This window comes from Pseudomonas sp. PA-7-1E (assembly GCF_021605325.1).
Classification (GTDB): Bacteria; Pseudomonadota; Gammaproteobacteria; order Pseudomonadales; family Pseudomonadaceae; genus Aquipseudomonas; species Aquipseudomonas fluorescens_BV.
Genome location: NZ_WKFA01000035.1, coordinates 19,922 through 44,143, shown reverse-complemented (window position 1 = coordinate 44,143; position 24,222 = coordinate 19,922). Strand labels below are relative to the sequence as shown.

Here is a 24,222-nt window from a genome sequence, read left to right as displayed (position 1 = left end):
TAGATGGATAGGCCGGCGCTCCAAAAGGTTCATTCAAAATGACAACGCAGGCAGAGGCGCGGCATAGTGACGCTCTTGCCCTGCGCCCAAGGACCGTGCCATGCACACACTCACCGATAGCCGCCTGTACCTGCAACGCCTGGGCTATGCCTCGCCACCGCCGCCCACCCTGCAAACCCTGCGGGACTTGCAACTGCGCCATGTGTGCAGCTTTGCCTTTGAAAGTCTGTCGACGTTGATGCATGCACCGGTACCGATCGACCTGCCCAGCGTTGAGCGCAAGGTGCTGCACGAGGGGCGCGGCGGCTATTGCTACGAGTTGAACCAGCTGTTCCTGGCACTCTTGCAGGAGTTGGGCTTCGAAGCCCGTGGCATCACCGGGCGTGTGGTGATCGGCGGCCCACCAGACGCCCACACTGGGCGAACCCATCGCTTGAGCCTGGTGACCCTCGACGGCGTGCGCTATATCACCGATGTCGGTTTTGGCGGCATGGTGCCCAGCAGCCCGTTGCAACTGGACAACGACGCACCCCAGGCCACCGCTCATGAGCCTTATCGCCTGACGCTCAAACACGGCAGCTACACGCTGTGGGCGCAGGTGGGCGAGGAGTGGCGTGGCCTGTACGTGTTTGATCTGCAAACCCAGGCCGACATCGACTATGAAATCGGCAACTGGTATGTCTCCACGCACCCAGGCTCCCCGTTTGTAGGGCAGTTGAAAGCCGCGTTGCTTGCGCCTGGCAGGCGCCATACGTTGGCAAACGCCCGCTATGCGGTTCATTACCTGGATCGGCCCAGCGAGAAGCGCAAGCTGGAGAGTGCTGATGAGTTGCTGACGTTATTGCGCGACACCTTCGGCATTTGTTTGCCGGCTCAGCCGCAACTTCGCGAAGCGGTTGAGCACCTGATCAGGGCCGATCTCGAAGAGTATTGAGATAGAGCCTTCGCTGAACCGTTTTTTCTCCGTTTTGGTGCAAATCAGTTCGAACTTTTTGCAAACGCCAAGGTTCGAACCGATTCCTGAATACTTTGCCCACCTTAAAATGGAGATGTAAAACGATGTCCAAACTATTCGGAAAATTCATCAAGAACACCTCGTTGCTGGCCCTGGTGGCTGCGCCTGGCGTGGTGTTCGCAGCACCTTCCACCGACCCGATTTCCACGTTCGGGATCATGGGCAGCTACAACGACTTCAAACTTGAAGGCGGTAGCGAAAGCGACAAGGACCACATGCCCGAAGCCGGCCTGTTCTACAACTTCGGCAACAAGCTCACCGCCGAGTCGGGCTTTATCTACCAGGCCGGTATCGAAGCCAAGTACGGCGAAAAAAGCGATAACAAACTCAAGGAAGGCCAGGCCGACCTCGACCTCGGCTGGCGCGCCGCGCTGGACGCGCGCAACTTCGTCGATGTGATCGTGGGCGGTGGCTACACCTGGACCCGCTACGAGCCGGACACCAATGGCTACGACATGAAGCTCACCAATAAGTCGCCGTTTGCCAAGGCAGCCCTGGGCTACAACCACCAGTTCGATGACATGACCCTGCGCGTTGAAGCCGGCGCCCGTCGCACCATCGACGGTCGCGCCAAGCTCAAGGTGGACGGCGTTGGCAGCGATAGCGTGGACCTCAAGGACCGCACCAACCCTTACGCCGAAGTCAGCCTGCTGATGAACCAGAAGGGCGACCTGCCAGTGATGGCGGGCCTGTACTACACCCGCACCGAGTACAAGCTCGATAACGATTCCTATGTGGCCGACAACACCAAGCTCAAGCGTGATGAGTACGGTTTCAAGGTGGGTATCGCGTTCTGACGCTGTTTGCGCTGCAAAAACGCCCCGAATGCTCGGGGCGTTTTTTTTGCGGCTATTGCCGGTCAGCCCAATGCGGCAAGTTGCGCCACGGTTTCCGGAAAGCGCGCCACTAGTCGTATCAACGTGACAGCCTGCGCATTCGGCTTGGCCCGGCCTTGCTCCCAGTTCTCCAGGGTGCGGGTGTTGGTGCGCAGGTACATGGCGAATACCGAGCGGGACAGGTTGAGTTGCTGGCGTACGGCGATTACCTCGTCAGCGCTGAGTGGCGCCAGCTTGTTGAGGTGCGCTTTGTGGGTGCGCAGGGTGATTTTTCCCTGGCGTTCACCAGCCAGGGCGTCGAAGCCTTCGACCAGTTCGGAAAAGATTTCACGTTTCATGGTGTGTTCTCGCTTTGATTTCCCTGTCTAGCATGTGTTTAAGGGCTTTTTTATGTTGTGGCGTCAGGTCGTTCTGTTCGTGTTTGCCGTACAAAGTGAATAACCAGAATTGCGTACCGCCTGACCACCAGTAGTAAATGACCCGCAGGCCACCGCGCTTGCCTTTGTTTCGTCGCTCATCGACGAAGCGAACCTTTCTCAACCCGCCCGTTCCCTCGATCACGTCTCCCGCTTCTGGGTTTTTCATCAACTCCTGCTGAAAACCGTGAAAAAGCTCATCGCTCAGATAGTCGCTGCGATGCCGTTCGAATGCCGGCAGTTCGATAAATAGAGCATCCATGTTCTGTACGTAGCCTGCGTATAGTTTGGTAGCCCACTCGCTATGGGTCAAGCGCCCAAGCTGTGGGAACTTTCTTAAAACACAAACACCTTAAGGCCGCATCCAACGGGGTAGATGCCGGATGAGGAGGCAGATTGAAGAGGAAATTTCAGCGAGTAGGGAAGGGAAAAAGCAAAGCTACAGAAACGCAAAACGGCGCCCAAAGGCGCCGTTCTGTTTAGTGCATCAACCTAAGCGATCAAACGCCCAGCACCGCGTGCTGCACCAGGGTGAGCAACGGTTGTGGGTACACGCCCAGGAAGAATGCGAGCAGGGCGATGGCCAGCAGCATGACGCCGCCTGCCTTCTGTTCCCAATGCAGCTCGGCATCCACACGGCGCAGGTTTGGCTCGATCAGGTACAGGGTGACCATCACGCGCAGGTAGTAGAACACGCCGATGGCGCTGCCCAGTACCAGCGAGGCAACCAGCCACCATTCGTGGGCTTCGACACCGGTCGCGACAATGTAGAACTTGCCGATAAAGCCCGCCGTCAGCGGAATGCCGGCCAACGACAGCATCATCACGGTGAGCACGGCGGTCAGGTACGGACGGCGCCAGAACAGGCCGCGGTATTCGTACAGGGCGTCGGCGTCACGGCCTTTATACGGCGACGACATCAAGGTGATGACGCCGAACGCACCCAGGCTGGTGATCACGTAGGTGACCAGGTACACGCCAATGGCTTCCACGGCCAGGCCTTTGCTCGCCACCAGGGCGATCAGCAGGTAGCCGAAGTGGGCGATGGACGAATAACCCAGTAGACGCTTGAGGTTGTTCTGGGTCAGCGCCAGCAGGTTACCGAACAGGATCGACGCAATGGCGATCACCGTCAGCACGTTGCTCAGCACGCCGGTGTTGGCGGCAGGGGAGATCTGGAACAGACGCACCATCACTGCAAACACGGCCACTTTCGACGCGGTCGCCAGGAACGCGGCCACCGGCGCCGGGGCGCCTTCGTACACGTCTGGGGTCCACAGGTGGAATGGCACCAGCGACAGCTTGAACGCCAGGCCGATCAGCATCATCGCCAGGCCCAGCTGGGCAATCGGCGCCGGGCTGTTGGTAGCGGCCAGGGCGTGGCCGATACCGGTGAAGCTCAGGCTGCCGGCTTCGGCGTAGAGCAGGGCCATACCGAACAACAGGAACGCGGAACCGGCTGCCGACAGCACCATGTACTTGATGCCGGCTTCCAGGGAGCGTTTGTTGAAGAAGGCGTAGGCCACCAGGCCGTAGGTCGGGATCGACAGCAGTTCCAGGCCGATGAACAGGCCCGCCAGGTGCTGCGCGCTGACCAGCACGATACCGCCGGCCGCAGCCAGCAGGATCAGCAGGTACAGCTCTTCGCGGTTGCCCGGGTAGCCGGTGCCGCCTTCGCCGAGGTAGGCGTGGGCGAGGGTGACGCAGGCCAGGGTCGCCACCAGGATCAGGGCGATGTACAGCAGCGCGAAGTCATCGACCATCATCAATGGCGTGACTGCCAGTGGCGCGACCTTGAGGGCCGGGATGATCGACAGCAGGGCCAGGTTCAACCCGGCGCAGGACAGCAGGAACGTTTGCGAGTGATTGCGGCGCCAGGCGATTGCCAGCATCACCACCACGATGGTGAGGCTGGTAATCAGCAGCGGCGCAAGCGCGATAAAGTGTTGGATCGTGAATTCCATAGCGCTCTTACCGGGCCGAAGCGAGTTGGGAGAAGGCGGTGCCGAACCACTGCTGCACGCCATGCATCGTTGCGGCAGAAGTGTCCAGGAACGGTTGCGGGTACACGCCGATGAAGATCAGCAGTACCGCAAGGCCGAGCACCATGATCAGTTCGCGCGCATCCATCCCTTGCAGGACGGTGTCGGACTTGGCCGGGCCGAAGTAGGCGCGGTGGATCATGATCAGCGAGTAGACCGAACCGAACACCAGGCCGGAGGTGGCGATGGCGCTGATCCACGGCGTTTGCACAAAGGCACCCATCAGGATCAGGAACTCGCCGATGAAGTTACCGGTACCCGGCAAGCCGAGGGATGCGGCGGCGAAGAACAGGCTGATCGCCGGCAGGTATGCGATGCGCGACCACACGCCACCCATTTCACGCATGTCGCGTGTGTGCAGGCGCTCGTACAGCTGGCCACTCAGGATAAACAGCGCAGCGGCAGAAACACCGTGGGCCAACATCTGGATCACTGCGCCTTGCAACGCCAGCTGGCTGCCGGAGTAGATGCCGATCAGTACGAAACCCATGTGGGAAACGGACGAGAAGGCAATCAGGCGCTTGATGTCGGTTTGGGCGAAGGCCAGGAACGCACCGTAGAAGATCCCGATCAGACCCAGGGTCATGGCAATCGGCGCGAACTCGGCCGAGGCATTCGGGAACAGCGGCAGGGCGAAACGCAGCAGGCCGTAGGCAGCGGTCTTCAACAGGATACCGGCCAGGTCCACGGAACCGGCAGTCGGCGCCTGGGCGTGAGCGTCAGGCAACCAGGAGTGGAACGGCACCACCGGCAGCTTCACCGCGAAGGCGATGAAGAAGCCCAGCATCAGCACGTACTCGGTGGTCAGCGACATCTTGGTTTTCAACAGGTCGGCGTAGTTGAAGGTAATCACGCCGGTGTTGTTGAAGTTGACCAGGACCAGACCCAGGATCGCCACCAACATGATCAGGCCGGAAGCCTGGGTGAAGATGAAGAACTTGGTCGCTGCGTAGATCCGGGTTTTCTTGCCGTCCGAAGAGCTGTGACCCCAGAGCGCGATGAGGAAGTACATCGGCACCAGCATCATTTCCCAGAAGAAGAAGAACATGAACAGGTCGAGGGCGAGGAACACGCCGACAACGCCGCCCAGGATCCACATCAGGTTCAGGTGGAAGAAGCCCACGTGACGCTGGATCTCTTTCCAGGAGCAGAGTACCGAGAGGATACCCAGCAGGCCGGTCAGCAGGATCATCAACAGCGACAGGCCGTCGAGGGCCAGGTGCACATTGATGCCGAAGCGCTGGATCCACACGTGCTTGAATTCAAGCGCGAAGGTGGGATCGACACCCGGTGCCGGAGCGAATGAATAGTCACCGTGGGCCCACAGCCAGAGGCCGAGCGCGAGTTCCAGGGACATGGTCAGCAACGCAATCCAGCGGGGGAGGGTGGCGCCGAAGCGTTCACCCATCCAGCAGAGCAGGCCGCCGATAAAGGGGATCAGGATTAGCCAGGGCAGAATCATGACGGGCTCGTTTCCTTTCGCAAGTTCGCAAAGTACGCAGTGCACTTAAACATAGTCAGACCGCTACCACGACGATGGCGCCGATCACCAGAACGGCACCCGCCGCCATGGACGCTGCATACCAACGCAATTGGCCGGTCTCGCTGCGGCTCAGGGCGGTGTGACCGGCCTTGGCGGCACGCGGGATCAAACCGATGGTCTGGTCGAGCGGGTCTTTGCGCAGCACGTGGCTGATCGCAAGGTAAGGTTTGACGAACAGTTTGTCGTAGATCCAATCGAAGCCCCAGGCAGCGAACCACCAGGCCGACAGGAAGCGACCAATGCCACTGTTGGCCACGGCAGTCACGAAGCGACGCTTGCCGAGGAACAGCAGAGCCGCCAACAGGATACCGGCGATGGCGATGGCGCCCGAGGCGATTTCCAGGCTGTGCTGGGCTTCGCCGCCGGCATGGCCGACGCTTTGTGGCAATACACCGTGCAGTGGCGGGGTGATCATCGCACCGACGAAGGTCGACAGGATGATCAGCACCGACAGTGGCAACCAATGGGAGATGCCGTGGCCTGCGTGCGCTTCGGTCTTGGCTTCACCATGGAAGGTGATGAAGATCAGGCGGAAGGTGTACAGCGAGGTCATGAACGCACCTACCAGGCCTGCGTACAGCAGGTTCTGGTTACCGCTGGCGAAAGCTTCCCAGAGGATTTCGTCCTTGGAGTAGAAGCCTGCGGTTACCAGCGGCAGGGCGGCCAGAGCGGCACCACCGACGATGAAGCTGGCGTACGCCAGTGGCAGTTTCTTCCACAGGCCGCCCATCTTGAAGATGTTCTGCTCGTGGTGGCAGGCCACGATCACGGCGCCGGAGGCGAGGAACAGCAGGGCCTTGAAGAACGCGTGGGTCATCAGGTGGAAGATCGCCGCGTCCCAGGCGCCGACGCCCAGGGCCAGGAACATGTAGCCGATCTGGCTCATGGTCGAGTAGGCGAGGATACGCTTGATGTCGGTCTGCACCAGCGCGGCGAAGCCGGCCAGTACCAGGGTCACGCCGCCAACGATGCCTACAAGGTGCAGGATGTCCGGCGCCAGGGTGAACAGGCCGTGGGTACGGGCGATCAGGTAGACACCGGCGGTTACCATGGTGGCGGCGTGGATCAGTGCCGATACCGGGGTAGGACCGGCCATTGCATCCGCCAGCCAGGTTTGCAGCGGCAGTTGCGCAGATTTACCCACGGCGCCACCCAGCAGCATCAGGGTAGCCAGGGTGATCCAGAAGTCGCCGACCTGGAATTTCTGCGGTGCCAGCACCAGCAGTTCCTGGATGTTCAGCGTGCCCACCTGTTGGAACAGGATGAACAGGCCGATGGCCATGAACACGTCGCCGATGCGGGTGACGATAAACGCCTTGAGTGCTGCGTTACCGTTGTTGCGGTTGCTGTAGTAGAAACCGATCAACAGGTACGAGCACAGGCCCACGCCTTCCCAGCCGAAGTACAGGAACAACAGGTTATCGCCCAGCACCAGGAACAGCATGCTGGCGATAAACAGGTTGGTGTACGAGAAGAAGCGCGAGTAGCCCGCTTCACCGCGCATGTACCAGGACGCGAACAGGTGGATCAGGAAACCCACACCCACCACCACGCCGAGCATGGTGATCGACAGGCCGTCGATGTAGAGGGCGAAGTTGGGCTTGAAGCCCTCGACCGCCATCCACTGCCACAGCACCAGGGTGTAGTGACCACCTTCGGGCGGCGCCACGTTGAATTGCCAGATGACGTAGGCGGCCACGATGGCCGACAGGCCGATGGAACCCACGCCGATCAGGGCCGAGAGGTTCTCCGACCAGCGCCCGCGAGAGAACGACAGCAGCAGGAAACCGATCAGGGGGAATACGAAAGTCAGAAAGATCATGTTCATCCGCGCATCTCACTGGCAGCGTCGATATCAAGCGTGTGGAAGCGACGATACAGCTGCAGCAGGATCGCCAGGCCAATACTGGCTTCGGCGGCTGCCAGGCTGATCACCAGGATGAACATCACTTGTCCATCCGGCTGGCCCCAACGTGCGCCTGCCACGATGAACGCCAGTGCCGCAGCGTTCATCATGATTTCCAGGCTCATCAACACGAACAGAATGTTACGGCGAACCATCAGGCCGACCAGGCCAAGGCAGAACAGGATGCCGGCGACCGCCAGACCATGCTCCAAAGGGATAGCAGGCATCGTCATTGCTCCTTGGCTTCGTTGCGGCCCAAGTGGAAGGCAGTGATGGCTGCGGCGAGCAGCAGCATCGAAGCCAGTTCGACCACCAGCAGGTACGGGCCGAACAGGCTGATGCCCACGGCTTTCGCGTCTACGGTGGTGTGGCCGATGGCCTGGCCGCTCTGGTGAGCGAACAGCACATACAGCAGTTCACCCAGCAGCAGGGCTGCGAGGACAACCGGGCCGAGCCAGATGCCGGGCTTGAGCCAGACGCGCTCCTGGGCGACCGAAGCCGGCCCCAGGTTGAGCATCATCACCACAAACACGAACAGCACCATGATGGCGCCGGCGTAGGCGATCACTTCCAGCACACCGGCGAACGGTGCGCCGAGGCTGAAAAAGGTCATGGCCACGGCGATCAGCGAAATGATCAGGTAGAGCAGGGCGTGCACGGGGTTAGTGTTGGTGATCACGCGAAGCGTGGACACCACTGCAATACCCGATGCGAAATAGAAAGCGAATTCCATCTTTCTTCCTTAAGGCAGCAAGCTCTTCACGTTGATCGGCTCGGCTTCGTTTTGTGCGGCGCCTTTTGGCTTACCGGCAACGGCCATACCTGCAACACGATAGAAGTTGTAATCAGGGTTTTTACCGGGACCAGAGATCAAAAGATCTTCTTTCTCGTACACCAGGTCCTGACGTTTGAACTCGGCCATCTCGAAATCCGGCGTCAGCTGGATCGCGGTGGTCGGGCAAGCTTCCTCGCAGAGGCCGCAGAAAATGCAGCGCGAGAAGTTGATGCGGAAGAAGTCCGGGTACCAGCGACCATCTTCGGTTTCAGCTTTCTGCAGGGAAATGCAACCCACCGGGCACGCCACGGCGCACAGGTTGCAGGCTACGCAACGCTCTTCGCCGTCGGGGTCGCGGGTCAGTACGATGCGGCCGCGATAGCGCGGCGGCAGGTACACCGCTTCTTCGGGGTATTGCAGGGTGTCGCGTTTGCGAAAGCCGTGACCGAACACCATCACCAGGCTTCGCAACTGGGTACCGGTACCCTTAACGATGTCGCCAATATATTTGAACATGGGTCAAATCCTCACTGAACCGCGGCAGCGGGCGTGTTCAACAACACGACGGCAGCCGTCACCAGCAAATTGATCAGGGTCAGCGGCAGGCAGAATCTCCAGCTGAAATCCATCACCTGGTCATAGCGCGGGCGCGGAATCGAGGCGCGCAGCAGGATGAACAGCATGATGAAGAACGCGGTCTTCAGGAAGAACCAGAAGAAGGCCAACTGCGGCAGGATGCCGAACGGACCGTGCCAGCCGCCGAAGAACAGCGTGACCAGCAGGGCCGAGATCAAGATGATGCCGATGTACTCACCGACGAAGAACATGCCCCACTTCATACCGGCATATTCAATGTGGTAACCGTCGGCCAGTTCCTGTTCCGCTTCCGGCTGGTCGAAGGGGTGACGGTGAGTCACGGCCACGCCAGCGATGAAGAAGGTGCAGAAGCCGAAGAACTGCGGAATGATGAACCACAGGTTCTGCGCCTGGTACTCGACGATGTCGCGCATGTTGAACGAGCCAACCTGCACCACGATGCCCATCAGTGCCAACCCCATGAACACTTCATAGGATACGGTTTGGGCCGAGGCACGCAAGCTGCCCAGCAGGGCGAACTTGTTGTTGCTCGACCAACCGGCGAACAGCACCGCGTATACCGACAAACCGGCCATGGCGAAGAAGAACAGCAAACCGATGTTCAGGTCCGCCACGCCCCAGGTCGGGGTGATCGGGATGATCGCAAACGCAATCAGCAAGGCGCTCATGGCTACCACCGGTGCCAGGGTGAAGATCACCTTGTCGGCAAACGGCGGGGTCCAGTCTTCCTTGAAGAACATTTTCAGCATGTCGGCAGCGATCTGGAACATGCCGAACGGGCCAACGCGGTTCGGACCGTAACGGTCCTGCCACCAGCCCAGCAGGCGACGTTCGACGAAGCTGAGCAGGGCGCCCGCGACGACCACGGCCAACAGGATCACGATGGCCTTGACCACCGAGATGATCACGTCAATTACTTCCGGCGTGAACCAAGTCATTGCGCTGCCTCCTGCAGACCGTCAACGGTTTTGCCGAAAATGGCAGGCGGAATACCGGCGATGCCTTTAGGCAGTGCAACCAGGCCGGCACCCAACTCATCGTTGATACGCAGCGGCAGACGCAAGGTCTGGCCGGCCACGTTGAGGCTGAGCAAGGCACCGTCGTTGACGCCCAGGCGGTCGGCTTCGGACTTGGCCACGGACACATAGGCGGCAGGAATGCGCTCTTGAACCGGCGCGGCCTTGGAAGAAGTTTCTTCGCTGCCGAACAGGTGGAAGAACGGCACGACTTGCCAGGTGCCCGGCGCCGGGTTGAACGGACGCGGTACCGCAGCGAACCAGTTCAGCGAGTCACCGCTGGTTTCGATCAGGCGAGTGCCCGGGTCGCCAGCGCGGATGTGACCACCGACTTCGTCCTGGAACTTGTTCCAGGCTTGCGGCGAGTTCCAGCCCGGCGACCAGGCAAACGGCACCTGCTGACGGGGTTCGGCCGAACCCGAATAACCTTCCATGGAGAAGGCAAACGCGGTGTCGTTGTCTTGCGGGGTACGTGGCTCGTGCACGCTGATGTCAGCACGCATGGCGGTACGACCGGAGTAACGCAGCGGCTCACGTGCCAGTTTCAGGCCCTTGATGCGGAACGCGGCAGAAGGCGCGGCATCCACGATACGAGCAAGCTGCGGCGCGCTGGCGGCGGTGGCAGCGGTCACGTGGTCGAGTTGGGTCCAGTCGATCGGCTGGTTCAGCAGGGTGGCGCGCAGGGCATGCAGCCAGCGCCAGCCTTCGTGCACCAGGATGCTGGCGTCCATGTACTTCGGATCGAACACCTGGAAGAAGCGCTGGGCGCGGCCTTCCTGGCTGACCAGTGTGCCGTCGCCTTCGGCGAAGGTGGCGGCTGGCAGTACCAGGTCGGCGCGGTCGCTGGTGGCGGTCTTCTGGTGGTCGGCGACGATCAGCACCTTGGCAGCATCCAGTGCAGCGTCAACCTTGGCGGCAGCGGTGCGGGTGTACAGGTCGTTTTCCAGCACCACGATGGCGTCGGCGTTGCCGTCGGTCACTGCTTGCAGCGCTGCGTCCACGGACTCGCCACCGAGCATTGCCAGGCCCAGGCTGTTGGCTTCCGGCACCACCAGGCTGATGGAGCCATTTTTGTCGCGCAGCTTAAGGGCCTTGGCGATGTTGGCGGCGGCTTCGATCAGCGCCTTGGAACCCAACGAGGTACCGGCAATGATCAGCGGGCGCTTGGCCGCCAGCAGGGCGTCGGCAATGCGCTGAGCCAACTCGACAGCTTCAGCGTCCAGGCCTTCAACGGCGGGTGCGCTGGCGTCGAGGGCGTGGGCCACGGCGAAACCGAGGCGGGCCAGGTCGTCCGGCGCGGCGTGTACGCATTCTTCAGCGATGTCGTCGAGCTTGGTTTCAGCCAGGGAAGCGATAAACAGCGGGTTCAGCGCGTGCTGGCCGATGTTCTTCACGGCGGCGTCAAGCCAAGGCTGTACGCGCATGGCGTCGGCCATTTCTTCGGCCTTGCCTTTGACCGACTGACGCAGTGACAGCGCGATGCGTGCAGCGGTCTGGGTCAGGTCTTCACCGAGTACGAAGATCGCATCGTGGTCTTCGATGTCGCGCATGTTCGGCACTGGCAGCGGGCTGTCGTTCAGCACTTGCAGGACCAGGCGGATGCGCTCCAGTTCACCGGCTTCGATGCCGCTGTAGAAATGCTCTGCACCCACCAGTTCACGCAAGGCGAAGTTGCTTTCGAGGCTGGCGCGTGGCGAACCGATACCGACGATAGTGCGCCCGCGCAACAGGTCGGCGGCTTTATCCAGCGCGGCGTCCAGGCTCAGCTTGGCGCCATCGGCCAGCAGCGGCTGGCGCGGACGGTCTTCGCGGTTTACGTAGCCATAGCCGAAGCGGCCACGGTCGCACAGGAAGTACTGGTTGACCGAACCGTTGAAGCGGTTTTCGATACGGCGCAATTCACCGTAGCGCTCGCCCGGCGAGATGTTGCAACCGCTGGAGCAGCCATGGCAGATGCTCGGCGCAAATTGCATGTCCCACTTACGGTTGTAGCGCTCGGAGTGGGTCTTGTCGGTGAACACACCGGTGGGGCAGACCTCGGTGAGGTTGCCGGAGAATTCGCTTTCGAGCACGCCGTCTTCAACGCGACCGAAGTACACGTTGTCGTGGGCGCCGAACACGCCGAGGTCGGTGCCGCCGGCGTAGTCTTTATAGAAGCGCACGCAGCGGTAGCAGGCGATGCAGCGGTTCATTTCGTGGGAAATGAACGGGCCGAGGTCCTGGTTCTGGTGGGTACGCTTGGTGAAGCGATAACGGCGCTCGTTGTGGCCGGTCATCACCGTCATGTCTTGCAGGTGGCAGTGACCGCCTTCCTCACAGACCGGGCAGTCGTGGGGGTGGTTGGTCATCAGCCATTCGACAACGCTGGCGCGGAACGCCTTGGACTCTTCATCGTCGATGGAGATCCAGGTGTTGTCGGTGGCTGGGGTCATGCAGGACATGACGATACGACCACGGGTGTCGTTTTCGTCTGTGTATTGCTTGACCGCACACTGGCGACAGGCACCGACGCTACCGAGAGCGGGGTGCCAGCAGAAATACGGGATGTCGAGGCCGAGTGACAGACATGCCTGTAACAGGTTGTCCGCCCCATCGACTTCGAGCGCTTTGCCGTCTACGTGGATAGTGGCCATGGTTCAAAGTTCTTCGTTGGCCCGTTGTCAGCGGGCGTGGCTAATGGAATCTTGTTATTCATGTGCATCTACACAGCCTTTGCGGCGTCAGCACATGAGAAAAGCGAAGGGCACGGACCCTTCGCTTCTTTAAGCTCTACGCACCGACCATGGTCGGTGATACCACCTGAGTGAGTTCGCCCGCGCGTGTTGGCGCGATGCCGGCCTCGAATTCAGGGCGGAAGTATTTGATTGCGCTGCCCAATGGCTCCACGGCGCCCGGTGCGTGAGCGCAGAAGGTCTTGCCTGGGCCAAGGAAGCCGACCAGGCCGAGCAGGGTTTCGATGTCACCCTCGCGGCCTTCGCCATTTTCCAGGGCCATCAGCAGCTTGACGCTCCACGGCAAACCGTCGCGGCATGGGGTGCAGAAACCGCAGGACTCGCGGGCAAAGAACTGCTCCATGTTGCGCAGCAACGAGACCATGTTCACCGTATTGTCCACCGCCATCGCCAGGCCAGTACCCATCCGGGTGCCCACCTTGCCGATGCCGCCGGCATACATCTGTGCGTCGAGGTGCTCGGGCAGCAGGAAACCGGTGCCGGCGCCACCTGGCTGCCAGGCTTTCAAGGTGTAGCCGTCGCGCATGCCGCCGGCGTAGTCCTCGAACAGCTCGCGAGCGGTCACGCCGAACGGCAGCTCCCACAGGCCAGGGTTCTTGACCTTGCCGGAGAAACCCATGAGCTTGGTGCCCATGTCTTCGCTGCCCTCGCGGGCCAGGGATTTGTACCAGTCCACGCCGTCGGCGATGATGGCCGGCACGTTGCACAGGGTCTCGACGTTGTTCACGCAAGTCGGCTTGCCCCACACGCCCACGGCGGCAGGGAAGGGCGGCTTGGAACGCGGGTTGGCGCGGCGGCCTTCGAGGGAGTTGATCAGTGCGGTTTCTTCACCGCAGATATAACGCCCGGCGCCGGTGTGCACGAACAGTTCGAAGTCGAAACCGGAGCCGAGGATGTTCTTGCCCAGCAGGCCGGCTGCCTTGGCTTCTTCCACGGCACGGTTGAGGTGCTTGGCGGCGGTGGTGTACTCGCCACGCAGGAAGATATAGCCACGGTAGGTCTTGAGCGCACGGGCGCTGATCAACATGCCTTCGATCAGCAGATGGGGCAGTTGCTCCATCAACATGCGGTCTTTCCAGGTGTTGGGCTCCATCTCATCCGCGTTGCACAGCAGGTAGCGGATGTTGATGGATTCGTCTTTGGGCATCAGGCCCCATTTCACGCCGGTGGGGAAACCCGCACCGCCGCGACCTTTAAGACCGGCGTCTTTCACGGTCTGGACGATATCGTCCTGGGCCATGTCGGCGAAGGCTTTGCGCGCAGCCGCGTAGCCGTTCTTGGCCTGGTACTCGTCGAGCCATACCGGCTCGCCGTCGTCACGCAGGCGCCAGGTGAGGGGGTGAGTCTCGGCCGAACGCTTGATCAGGTTGGCCGGGCCGAAGGAAGTCAGGGTCATGGGTAGCCCTCGAGCAATTGGGTCACGCCAGCAGGCTGTACGTCACCGAATGTGTCGTCGTCGATCATCAACGCCGGCGCCTTGTCGCAGTTGCCCAGGCAGCACACCGGCAGCAGCGTGAAGCGGCCGTCCGCGGTGGTCTGGCCGAGGCCGATGCCCAGTTTATTCTGGATCTCGCTGACCACGGACTCATGGCCGCCGATGTAGCAGACCATGCTGTCGCACACGCGAATGATGTGGCGGCCAACCGGCTGGCGGAAGATCTGGCTGTAGAACGTGGCCACGCCTTCAACGTCGCTGGCGGGAATGCCGAGGATCTCGCCGATGGCGTAGAGGGCGCCGTCGGGCACCCAGCCACGTTCCTTCTGGACGATCTTCAGGGCTTCGATAGACGCCGCGCGCGGGTCTTCGTAGTGATGCAGCTCGTGCTCGATGGCCGAGCGCTCGGTTTCACTCAAGGTGAAACGGTCTGTCTGGATAAGCGTGCTGTTCATGCTTAGCGGTCCACGTCGGCCATAACGAAATCGATACTACCCAGGTACGCAATCAAGTCCGCGACCATCTCGCCTTTGATCACCGAAGGGATCTGCTGCAAGTGGGCAAAACTTGGGGTACGAATCCGGGTGCGGTAGCTCATGGTGCCGCCATCGCTCGTCAGGTAATAACTGTTGATACCCTTGGTCGCTTCGATCATCTGGAAGGATTCGTTGGCCGGCATCACCGGGCCCCACGAAACCTGCAGGAAGTGCGTGATCAGGGTTTCGATGTGCTGCAGCGTGCGCTCTTTGGGCGGCGGCGTGGTCAGCGGGTGATCCGCCTTGTACGGGCCGGCCGGCATGTTGCGCATGCACTGCTCGATGATCTTCAGGCTCTGGCGCATTTCTTCGACGCGCACGATGCAACGGTCGTAGGCATCGCCATTGGCCGCCAGCGGTACTTCGAACTCGAAGTTCTCGTAGCCGGAGTACGGGCGCGCTTTACGCAGGTCGAAGTCGCAACCGGTGGAACGCAGGCCAGCACCGGTGACGCCCCATTCCAGGGCCTCTTTGGTGTTGTACTGCGCGACGCCGATGGTGCGGCCTTTGAGGATGCTGTTGTCGAGGGCGGCTTTCTGGTACTCGTCCAGGCGCTTGGGCATCCAGTCGATGAATTCCTTGACCAGGCGTTCCCAGCCGTTCGGCAGGTCGTGGGCCACGCCGCCGATGCGGTACCAGGCCGGGTGCAGGCGGAAACCGGTGATGGCTTCGATGACCTTGTAGGCGCGCTGACGGTCGGTGAAGGTGAAGAACACCGGGGTCATGGCGCCGACGTCCTGGATATAGGTACCCAGGAACAGCAGGTGGCTGGTGATGCGGAAGAACTCGGCCATCATGATGCGGATGGTGTCGACGCGGTCCGGCACCTTGATGCCGGCCAGCTTCTCGACCGAGAGCACGTACGGCAGGTTGTTCATCACGCCGCCGAGGTAGTCGATACGGTCGGTGTACGGGATGAAGCTGTGCCAGGACTGGCGCTCGGCCATCTTCTCGGCGCCACGGTGGTGGTAGCCGATGTCCGGGACGCAGTCGACGATCTCTTCGCCGTCCAGTTGCAGGATGATACGGAAGGCACCGTGAGCCGAAGGGTGGTTCGGGCCCAGGTTGAGGAACATGTAGTCCTCGTTGGTGCCGGAACGCTTCATGCCCCAGTCTTCGGGGCGGAAGCGCGCCGCCTCTTCTTCTAGCTGCTGCTTGGCCAGGTTGAGGCTGAACGGGTCGAATTCGGTGGCGCGGGCAGGGAAGTCCTTGCGCAGCGGGTGACCTTCCCAGGTCGGCGGCATCATGATGCGCGTCAGGTGCGGGTGGCCCGGGAAGTCGATACCGAACATGTCCCAGACTTCACGCTCGTACCAGCTGGCGTTCGGCCAGATACCGGTGACGGTCGGGATGCTCAGGTCGCTCTCGCTCAGCGCGACCTTGATCATCACATCGCTGTTACGTTCCAGCGACATCAGGTGGTAGAACACGGTGAAATCGGCGCCGCTCGGCAGGCCCTGGCGCTTGGTGCGCAGACGCTCGTCCACGCCATGCAGGTCATAGAGCATGACGTACGGCTTGGGCAGGTTGCGCAGGAAGGTCAGGACTTCGACGAGCCTGGCACGCGCCACCCACAGCACCGGCATACCGGTGCGTGTGGCCTGGGCGGTGAAGGCGTCAGGGCCAAAACGGTTATTGAGTTCGACAACCACATCCTGGTCGTCTGCCTTGTAAGGCGGGATGTACAGAGCACTGCCTGTAGTCATGGTTTTTTATCGCTTTCGGTCAACGTAAAGAATGAAGCCAGGTTTTCGTTCTATAAAAGAAGCGGTGCTGGATCAGACTTCGTCGGGGCTGCGCAGGTTGGTGACTGCGATTCGCTGTTCGCGGCGCTGTTCCTTTTGAGACGGCATCTCGGCGCGATAAACGCCTTGATCACCGACCACCCAGGACAGTGGGCGACGCTCCTTGCCAATCGATTCCTGCAACAGCATCAAGCCTTGCAGGAACGCTTCGGGACGGGGCGGGCAGCCAGGCACGTAGACGTCCACGGGCAGGAACTTGTCCACCCCTTGAACGACCGAGTAGATGTCGTACATGCCACCGGAGTTGGCGCACGAACCCATGGAGATAACCCATTTCGGCTCGAGCATTTGCTCATAGAGACGCTGGATGATCGGCGCCATCTTGATAAAGCAGGTCCCGGCGATAACCATGAAATCCGCCTGGCGCGGCGAGGCCCGGATAACTTCGGCGCCGAAGCGTGCGATGTCGTGGGGCGCCGTGAAGGCGGTGGTCATTTCCACGTAGCAGCACGAAAGGCCGAAGTTGTACGGCCACAGGGAGTTTTTACGCCCCCAGTTGACCGCGCCACTCAGCACGTCTTCCAGCTTGCCCATGTAGATGTTTTTGTGGACTTGGTCTTCTAACGGGTCGGAAACGGTTTCCCGTTCGCCGATGGGGTACTGCTCGTTAGGAGCATCCGGGTCGATCCTGGTGAGATTGTATTGCATTGCCAAAGCCTCATTGTTTCAGCTTCGCTTGCCGCTTGCGACGAGCTTCCGGAGCCCAGTCAAGGGCGCCCACTCGGAACAGGTAGACAAGACCTGCCAACAGAATTGCTATGAAAACGAGAGCTTCGACGAATCCGGTCCAGCCGCTTTCGCGGACGGACACAGACCATGCAAAGAGAAAGAGGGCTTCGATATCGAAGATCACGAACAACATCGCGACCAGATAGAATTTGGCTGAGAGCCGCAAGCGGGCGCCACCTGTAGGCAGCATGCCGGATTCGAACGGTTCGTTTTTGCTGCGGCCCCAGGCTTTTGACCCGAGGAGGCTGGACACGCCGAGCATGAAGGCGCAGAGGCCTACAACACCGAGAAGGAAAATGGCAAAGCCCCAGTTGTGGGCCATGAGTCCTGTCGCGTCGGTCATGCTGGAAATCCTTAACAGAGAGCAAAGGTCTCTGAGCTCGAAAAAGTAACGATGCAGTGACGATATGTCGCACTGCAATCAATCGCGGTGATTTTATGGCTAAACACCGGGCAAGTAAAATTCCCAGGGCGAAATTATTCGGTGGAATAAGCACATAGTGCACCTTCTTGGGGCTGTAGCCCTTGTGGTGTGGGCATTAGCGGGCTTTTCATCAATTATGTTTTGTTTAAGCTGTAACGAAGTTTTCGGGTGCCAAATGATAATGAATATTGTTTGCGAGGGGTGTAAGCGAGTGTTTCTCATGTGGCGCGGGAAGTTACCGTTACTTGCTTGAGTGTCGCTTAGTTGTCGCAACGGTTCTTTTAACCGATCGGATGTGCGCGGATACCGCTCTGGATCAATGTTTTTAGTAAAAAACTATGGATAGGGCGCGGTCAATGTGGGAGCTGGCTTGCCTGCGATGGCGGCGGATCAGCTGAAACACTTGCCTCTGACCCACCGCCATCGCAGGCAAGCCAGCTCCCACCATTGATTTTCGGTGATTCCTAGGCAAAAAAAACGCCCCGAACCAGTCGGGGCGTGATTGTTGCGCGGCACTGTGGTTAGGTCTTCCGTGGGGCCGCAGTGGCCGTGTACGCGGTACTTAGTGGAACTGCTCTTCTTCGGTCGAACCGGTCAGCGCGGTCACGGACGAGGTGCCGCCCTGGATCACGGTGGTCATGTCGTCGAAGTAACCGGTGCCCACTTCCTGCTGGTGCGCAACGAAGGTGTAGCCTTTGGCGGCGTCAGCGAATTCCTGCTCCTGCAGCTTCACGTAGGCTGTCATGTCGTTGCGGGCGTAGTCGTGCGCCAAGTTGAACATGCTGTGCCACATGTTGTGAATGCCGGCCAGGGTGATGAACTGGTGCTTGTAGCCCATTGCCGACAGTTCGCGCTGGAACTTGGCGATGGTCGCGTCGTCCAGGTTCTTCTTCCAGTTGAAGGAAGGCGAGCAGTTGTAGGACAGCAGTTGGTCCGGGTATTCCTTCTTGATCGCTTCGGCGAAGCGACGGGCTTCGTCCAGGTCCGGCTTGGCGGTTTCGCACCAGATCAGGTCGGCGTACGGCGCGTAGGCCAGGCCGCGGGCGATTGCCTGGTCGAGGCCGGCGCGCACTTTATAGAAGCCTTCCTGGGTACGCTCGCCGGTAACGAATGGTTGGTCGTACGGGTCGCAGTCCGAGGTCAGCAAGTCTGCCGCGTTGGCGTCGGTACGGGCCAGGATGATGGTCGGTGTGCCGGCAACGTCAGCGGCCAGGCGGGCAGCGGTCAGCTTCTGCACGGCTTCCTGGGTCGGTACCAGTACCTTGCCGCCCATGTGGCCGCATTTCTTCACTGACGCAAGCTGGTCTTCGAAGTGCACGCCGGCAGCGCCTGCTTCGATCATGCTCTTCATCAGCTCGTAGGCGTTGAGTACGCCGCCGAAACCGGCCTCGGCATCAGCCACGATTGGCGCGAAGTAGTCGATGTAGCCTTCATCGCCTGGGTTCTTGCCGGCTTTCCACTGGATCTGGTCGGCACGACGGAACGAGTTGTTGATGCGCTTGACCACGGTTGGCACCGAGTCCACCGGGTACAGCGATTGGTCGGGGTACATGGATTCAGCGGAGTTGTTGTCCGCTGCCACTTGCCAGCCGGACAGGTAGATCGCCTGGATACCGGCTTTTACCTGCTGGACTGCCTGGCCGCCAGTGAGGGCGCCCATGCAGTTGACGAAATCTTTGTCGGGACGGAAAGAAGGCTTGGCACCTTGGGTGACCAGGTTCCACAGCTTCTCGGCGCCGAGTTTTGCAAAGGTGTGCTCAGGTTGGACCGAGCCACGCAGGCGGACGACGTCAGCAGCGGAATAAGCGCGGGTCACGCCTTTCCAGCGTGGGTTTTCAGCCCAGTCTTTTTCAAGGGCTGCAATTTGCTGTTCGCGTGTCAGTGCCATGGGGAAAAACCTCGTCGCGTCTTGTTTGAAGTATCCGTTTGCCAGCCCGGCATTCGTTGCCTGGGTAGGGTTGCTCGCTGACCAGAAGCTTTGGTGTTCAAGTCAAATCTGACGGAGGTAGGCGACGGTATGAACGATGGGGCTCAAGGGGGAGTTGAGCAGGTAAAGGCAAACTGCGAACGGTCTTCGGGCGTCGTGGGCCTTTGTACGATCCATCAGTGTGTAGCCGGGTTACCTGGTTGGCTTCCGTCCCTCGGGACAACTTCGTTCCAGTCGCAACCAACGTCAAACACACCTTGTGGGCGGTACAGACACGAATCGGCTCAGGTGGGTAGCTTAGAGCGGCGATCCGAAGGCCCTTGCCAGGGCCCCTGATTAGCGGGAGCGAGGCCATCATGCCCATGCTTTTTTGGCTCGTCAAATGTTTTGTAGTGCTTTTTTTCAGGCACTACATCTTTAGTCTAATGCGACTTGCCAGTCAGTTTTTGGTGCCTCAGTTCAGGGTGTCGACCTTGACCCGTAAAGTCAGGTCATCGCGGCCCTGAGTAGAGTAGCTGCGGGTTGTAGAGGATTTGTCCGCCTGGGTTTCACGATTGATGCCGGCCAGGGGGATCCATTCGCCCAGGCGGCCGCTGACGGTTGTGTCGGTGCTTTGCACGTTCACTACATCGGGACGTTCCTGGCTCATGCGGTCACGGTTGGTACTGATGGCCAAGTGTACGGTTTCGCCAGTGACGCTGGCGGTCACGTAAAAACCCTGGGTGACGTTGCGATACTGGGTCTGGTTTTGCAGACGGCCATAGCTGTCCTGTTGCGTGGTGGTCAGCGGTACGCTCTGGCCGACCTGGATCAGCGCAGGCACGCCTTCGCTGGCCTGGATCTGCTGCACGCCACCGTCGCGGCTGGCAGTGCCGTAGCTGATGATGCGGGTCTGGCTGTCACCGCTGTTCTGCTGGTTGTTCTCGTTGGTATCGACGGTGATCAGCAGGCGTTTGGCCGGTGTATCCAATTGGCCGAGCAGTGCGCGCAAGCCCTCGATCCTGGCGGGCTCAGCGTTAACGATCAGTTGGTTGCCGTAGGCGCTGACGGTGCCGTCCTTGCCAATGAAGTTCTGCGCCACGGGCAGCAGGTCGGCGCTGGTGCGGTTGTTCAGGTTGACGACTTCAGTGGCGGCCATGGCGCAAGCGCTGACGGTCATCACGAGGGCGGTGAGCAGGGTGCGTAGGGACATGTCCGTTATCTCTGCGAGTCATTTGCTTGATAGTGCCAGTTTGTCGGCCTGGTGGGTCGCAAGTTGAATCGTAGACGGCAAAATGCCCTGGCAGGCAGGGCATTTGTGGTGTTGCTGAAATAGCTATCGCAGGCAAGCCAGCTCCCACACTTGACCGAGTACAACCTTTGGAATGTGGTCAGTGTGGGAGCTGGCTTGCCTGCGATGCAGGCGACGCGGTCTCGGATCAGTCCCCGCGCACCATATCCACATGCGGAATCCCGACTTCCAGGAATTCATCACTGACGATCCTGAAGCCCAAGCGCTCGTAGAACGGCGCCGCATACACCTGCGCACTTAGGAATTGCCGGGTCTGGCCGCGCTTCTCGGCCACGCCGATCACCGCTTCCATCAGCTTGTCGCCCACCTTCAGCCCACGCCAGTCCTTGAGTACCGAAACGCGCCCGATTTCGCCGCTGGACAACAGCCGAGCGGTGCCGATCGGGAAATCACCTTCGAACGCCAGAAAGTGCACCGCATCGGCATCGTCCGCGTCCCACTCCAATTCAGGCGGGACCGATTGTTCAGCGATGAATACCGCTTCACGAATGCGCCGAATCTCGTCGATATCCTTTCGCCAGTCCGCGACACTTACGTGAATTTTATTCATCCGCGAACCCCAGGCTGCCTTGCTTGACCAGTTCGCACAGTAGGTCGCGACCGTCTTCGTCGGCCAGCCACTCGCCCAGGTTTTCGCTGTGCAGTGCATCGGCCGAGCACACCAGCTTCAACAGTTCACGCAGTTTGCCCGGCAGGTAACGGCTCTGGCCGCTGGCGAACAGCAGTACGTCGTCATCCACTTCGGACCAGGCCAGGCGTGCGCTCGGGTTGCGCACCAGGATCGCGCCGTCTTGCAGGCTGTTGATGAAGTCTTCTTCGCCCAACTCTTCACCGGCCACCAGTTCCGGGTAGCGTGGCTCGGTCATGAACTGGCCGAACCAGGTCAGCAGCATGCGCTCATCGCTCATGTGCTCGGCGAGCAGGCCCTTGAGGCGGTCCAGTGCGTCGCCCTGGATCTGGTGTGGGTCGCTGACCGGCTGGGCGTCGGCGTCGGTGTAGCGCTCTTCGTCGGTCAGGTACTGGCTGAGGAAGTCGGTGAAGTGGGTCAGCACTTCAGCGGCGCTCGGTGCACGGAAACCTACGGAATAGGTCATGCAGTCGTCTTCGGCAATACCGAAATGGGCCAGGCGCGGGGGCAGGTAGAGCATGTCGCCCGGTTCGAGCACCCATTCGGCGCTTTCTTCGAATTCGGCGAGGATGCGCAGGTCGGCGTGTTGCAGCAACGGGCTTTCGGAATTGCACATCTGGCCGATCTTCCAGTTGCGCTTGCCCTGGGCTTGCAGCAGGAACACATCGTAGTTATCGAAATGCGGACCGACGCTGCCACCCGGCGCGGCGAAGCTGATCATCACATCATCGATACGCCAGCTCGGCAGGAAGCGGAAGTGCTCCAGCAGCTCAGCCACCTCCGGCACGAACTGGTCGACTGCCTGCACCAGCAGGGTCCACTCGCGCTCGGGCAGGGTGCTGAAAGCGTCTTCGGCGAACGGGCCGCGACGCAGTTCCCACGGGCGCTCGCCGTGTTCGATCACCAGGCGCGACTCGACTTCTTCTTCCAGGGCCAGGCCTGCCAGTTCGTCGGCGTCGATCGGGCTTTCGAAGTCAGGGATGGCCTGGCGGATCAGCAGCGGTTTTTTCTGCCAGTAGTCGCGCAGGAATTCCCGTGCCGTGATGCCGCCCAGAAGTTGAAGAGGGATATCAGGATTCATGTGTAACCTATTGAAAAAAAGCACTTTTAAGACAGGAATAAAAACGCCCGGCGCGGCCGGGCGTCTCAAAGGAGCTTGCTTGGATCAGATGCGCTTGGCTTGTTCTACAGCGTTGCCGATGTAGTTGGCCGGGGTGAGCAGTTTCAGCTCGGCTTTGGCTGCGGCTGGCATGTCCAGGCCGTCGATGAAAGTTTGCAGCGCTTCGGGGCTGATGCCCTTGCCGCGCGTCAATTCTTTCAGCTTCTCGTAGGGGTTTTCGATGTTGTAGCGGCGCATCACGGTCTGGATCGGCTCGGCCAGTACTTCCCAGCACGCGTCCAGGTCAGCGGCAATCTTCTGCTCGTTGAGCTCCAGCTTGCTGATGCCTTTGAGGCTGGCTTCGTACGCGATCACGCTGTGGGCAAAACCGACGCCGAGGTTACGCAGTACGGTGGAGTCGGTCAGGTCGCGCTGCCAGCGGGAGATCGGCAACTTGCTGGCCAGGTGCTGGAACAGGGCGTTGGCGATACCCAGGTTGCCTTCGGAGTTTTCGAAGTCGATCGGGTTGACCTTGTGCGGCATGGTCGACGAACCGATTTCGCCTGCAATAGTGCGCTGCTTGAAGTAGCCCAGGGAGATGTAGCCCCAGATATCGCGATCGAAATCGATCAGGATGGTGTTGAAGCGTGCAATCGCGTCGAACAGCTCGGCGATGTAGTCGTGGGGTTCGATCTGCGTGGTGTAGGGGTTGAAGCCCAGGCCCAATTCGTCTTCGATGAAGGCGCGGGCGTTGGCTTCCCAGTCGATCTCAGGGTAGGCCGACAGGTGGGCGTTGTAGTTGCCTACAGCGCCGTTGATCTTGCCCAGCAATGGCACGGCGGCGACTTGGGCGATCTGGCGCTCCAGGCGGTACACCACGTTGGCCAGTTCTTTGCCCAGGGTGGTCGGCGAGGCCGGCTGGCCGTGGGTGCGCGACAGCATCGGCACGGCAGCGAAACGGATCGCCAGCTCGCGGATGGCTTCGGCGGTCTGGCGCATCAGCGGCAGCATCACGTCATCACGGCCTTCGCGCAGCATCAGGGCGTGGGACAGGTTGTTGATGTCCTCGCTGGTGCAGGCAAAGTGGATGAACTCGCTGACCTGGGCCAGTTCCGGCAGTTGGGCCGCTTGCTCTTTGAGCAGGTATTCGATGGCTTTGACGTCGTGGTTGGTGGTGCGCTCGATCTCTTTCACACGCTCGGCGTGCTCCAGGGAGAAGTTTTCCGCCAGGGTGTTCAATACAGCGTTGGCCTCGGCGGAAAACGCCGGCACTTCGCTGATGGCGGGGTGAGCGGCCAGGCGCTGGAGCCAGCGCACTTCAACCAGGACACGGGCACGGATCAGGCCGTACTCGCTGAAAATAGGGCGCAGGGCCTGGGTTTTGCCGGCGTAGCGGCCGTCAACAGGGGAAACCGCAGTGAGCGAAGAGAGCTGCATGGGGTGTTCTCGGACAGTCGGGCAACGAAATGG

Annotated in this window: 22 protein-coding genes; 2 read left to right on the top strand and 20 right to left on the bottom strand. The window is 60.5% G+C overall.

The window, feature by feature from the left end; genetic code table 11:
- Positions 1-100 precede the first annotated feature (100 nt).
- On the top strand, positions 101-934 hold the full coding sequence (locus GIW79_RS20010; protein WP_072446046.1) for an arylamine N-acetyltransferase family protein: 834 nt from the start codon (positions 101-103) through the stop codon (positions 932-934).
- Between the two features lie 125 nt (positions 935-1,059).
- Positions 1,060-1,812 (top strand): outer membrane beta-barrel protein, encoded by a 753-nt coding sequence (locus GIW79_RS20005; RefSeq protein ID WP_072446044.1) that lies wholly within the window; start codon positions 1,060-1,062, stop codon positions 1,810-1,812.
- Between the two features lie 62 nt (positions 1,813-1,874).
- Here the strand turns inward: GIW79_RS20005 and GIW79_RS20000 are convergent, their stop codons facing one another.
- From GIW79_RS20000 to purB, 20 genes are all read right to left on the bottom strand, one after another.
- Complete coding sequence (locus tag GIW79_RS20000; protein ID WP_089042244.1) at positions 1,875-2,189, bottom strand: helix-turn-helix domain-containing protein; 315 nt, start codon at positions 2,187-2,189, stop codon at positions 1,875-1,877.
- Positions 2,179-2,529, bottom strand: coding sequence for a toxin (locus GIW79_RS19995; RefSeq protein WP_032896660.1), 351 nt, complete (start codon positions 2,527-2,529; stop codon positions 2,179-2,181). Before GIW79_RS19995 ends, GIW79_RS20000 begins: the two co-directional genes overlap by 11 nt.
- 238 nt (positions 2,530-2,767) lie before the next feature.
- Positions 2,768-4,231 carry an NADH-quinone oxidoreductase subunit NuoN gene (gene nuoN, locus GIW79_RS19990; protein ID WP_003174731.1) on the bottom strand — a complete coding sequence of 488 codons (1,464 nt, stop codon included), beginning with the start codon at positions 4,229-4,231 and terminating at the stop codon, positions 2,768-2,770.
- A 7-nt stretch (positions 4,232-4,238) separates the two neighbouring features.
- The gene (gene nuoM, locus GIW79_RS19985) at positions 4,239-5,771 is read right to left on the bottom strand and encodes an NADH-quinone oxidoreductase subunit M (protein ID WP_014718913.1); all 1,533 of its coding nucleotides are present in this window, start codon (positions 5,769-5,771) and stop codon (positions 4,239-4,241) included.
- Between the two features lie 55 nt (positions 5,772-5,826).
- A complete protein-coding gene (gene nuoL / locus GIW79_RS19980; RefSeq protein WP_014718912.1) occupies positions 5,827-7,680 on the bottom strand; it encodes an NADH-quinone oxidoreductase subunit L in 1,854 nt (617 codons plus the stop codon).
- Positions 7,677-7,985, bottom strand: coding sequence for an NADH-quinone oxidoreductase subunit NuoK (gene nuoK, locus GIW79_RS19975; protein ID WP_003174727.1), 309 nt, complete (start codon positions 7,983-7,985; stop codon positions 7,677-7,679). The genes nuoL and nuoK overlap by 4 nt, the downstream gene beginning before the upstream one ends.
- A 2-nt stretch (positions 7,986-7,987) precedes the next feature.
- Entirely contained in the window at positions 7,988-8,491 is a 504-nt protein-coding gene (gene nuoJ / locus GIW79_RS19970; protein ID WP_003174726.1) for an NADH-quinone oxidoreductase subunit J, read from the bottom strand.
- 9 nt (positions 8,492-8,500) lie between these two features.
- Positions 8,501-9,049, bottom strand: coding sequence for an NADH-quinone oxidoreductase subunit NuoI (gene nuoI / locus GIW79_RS19965; RefSeq protein WP_003174725.1), 549 nt, complete (start codon positions 9,047-9,049; stop codon positions 8,501-8,503).
- An 11-nt stretch (positions 9,050-9,060) separates the two neighbouring features.
- Positions 9,061-10,068: an NADH-quinone oxidoreductase subunit NuoH gene (gene nuoH / locus GIW79_RS19960; RefSeq protein ID WP_003174724.1), complete on the bottom strand. Its 1,008-nt coding sequence runs from the start codon at positions 10,066-10,068 to the stop codon at positions 9,061-9,063.
- Complete coding sequence (gene nuoG / locus GIW79_RS19955) at positions 10,065-12,779, bottom strand: NADH-quinone oxidoreductase subunit NuoG (RefSeq protein ID WP_236454899.1); 2,715 nt, start codon at positions 12,777-12,779, stop codon at positions 10,065-10,067. The genes nuoH and nuoG overlap by 4 nt, the downstream gene beginning before the upstream one ends.
- A gap of 136 nt (positions 12,780-12,915) precedes the next feature.
- Positions 12,916-14,274, bottom strand: coding sequence for an NADH-quinone oxidoreductase subunit NuoF (gene nuoF, locus GIW79_RS19950; RefSeq protein WP_057974910.1), 1,359 nt, complete (start codon positions 14,272-14,274; stop codon positions 12,916-12,918).
- Complete coding sequence (nuoE, locus tag GIW79_RS19945) at positions 14,271-14,768, bottom strand: NADH-quinone oxidoreductase subunit NuoE (protein ID WP_056861694.1); 498 nt, start codon at positions 14,766-14,768, stop codon at positions 14,271-14,273. Before nuoE ends, nuoF begins: the two co-directional genes overlap by 4 nt.
- Before the next feature lie 2 nt (positions 14,769-14,770).
- The gene (gene nuoC / locus GIW79_RS19940; RefSeq protein ID WP_003192111.1) at positions 14,771-16,555 is read right to left on the bottom strand and encodes an NADH-quinone oxidoreductase subunit C/D; all 1,785 of its coding nucleotides are present in this window, start codon (positions 16,553-16,555) and stop codon (positions 14,771-14,773) included.
- Between the two features lie 72 nt (positions 16,556-16,627).
- A complete protein-coding gene (locus GIW79_RS19935) occupies positions 16,628-17,302 on the bottom strand; it encodes a NuoB/complex I 20 kDa subunit family protein (RefSeq protein ID WP_003174719.1) in 675 nt (224 codons plus the stop codon).
- Between the two features lie 10 nt (positions 17,303-17,312).
- Positions 17,313-17,726 (bottom strand): NADH-quinone oxidoreductase subunit A, encoded by a 414-nt coding sequence (locus GIW79_RS19930; RefSeq protein WP_003192109.1) that lies wholly within the window; start codon positions 17,724-17,726, stop codon positions 17,313-17,315.
- 643 nt (positions 17,727-18,369) lie between these two features.
- Positions 18,370-19,695 (bottom strand): isocitrate lyase, encoded by a 1,326-nt coding sequence (gene aceA / locus GIW79_RS19925; protein ID WP_003174717.1) that lies wholly within the window; start codon positions 19,693-19,695, stop codon positions 18,370-18,372.
- Positions 19,696-20,188: 493 nt separating this feature from the next.
- Positions 20,189-20,926, bottom strand: coding sequence for a secretin N-terminal domain-containing protein (locus GIW79_RS19920; RefSeq protein WP_014718909.1), 738 nt, complete (start codon positions 20,924-20,926; stop codon positions 20,189-20,191).
- Positions 20,927-21,152: 226 nt separating this feature from the next.
- Complete coding sequence (locus GIW79_RS19915) at positions 21,153-21,575, bottom strand: GNAT family N-acetyltransferase (protein ID WP_236454901.1); 423 nt, start codon at positions 21,573-21,575, stop codon at positions 21,153-21,155.
- Positions 21,568-22,734, bottom strand: a complete 1,167-nt coding sequence (locus GIW79_RS19910; protein ID WP_014718907.1) for a ribosomal protein uL16 3-hydroxylase — start codon at positions 22,732-22,734, stop codon at positions 21,568-21,570. Before GIW79_RS19910 ends, GIW79_RS19915 begins: the two co-directional genes overlap by 8 nt.
- A gap of 84 nt (positions 22,735-22,818) precedes the next feature.
- Positions 22,819-24,189, bottom strand: a complete 1,371-nt coding sequence (gene purB / locus GIW79_RS19905; RefSeq protein WP_014718906.1) for an adenylosuccinate lyase — start codon at positions 24,187-24,189, stop codon at positions 22,819-22,821.
- Positions 24,190-24,222: the final 33 nt, after the last annotated feature.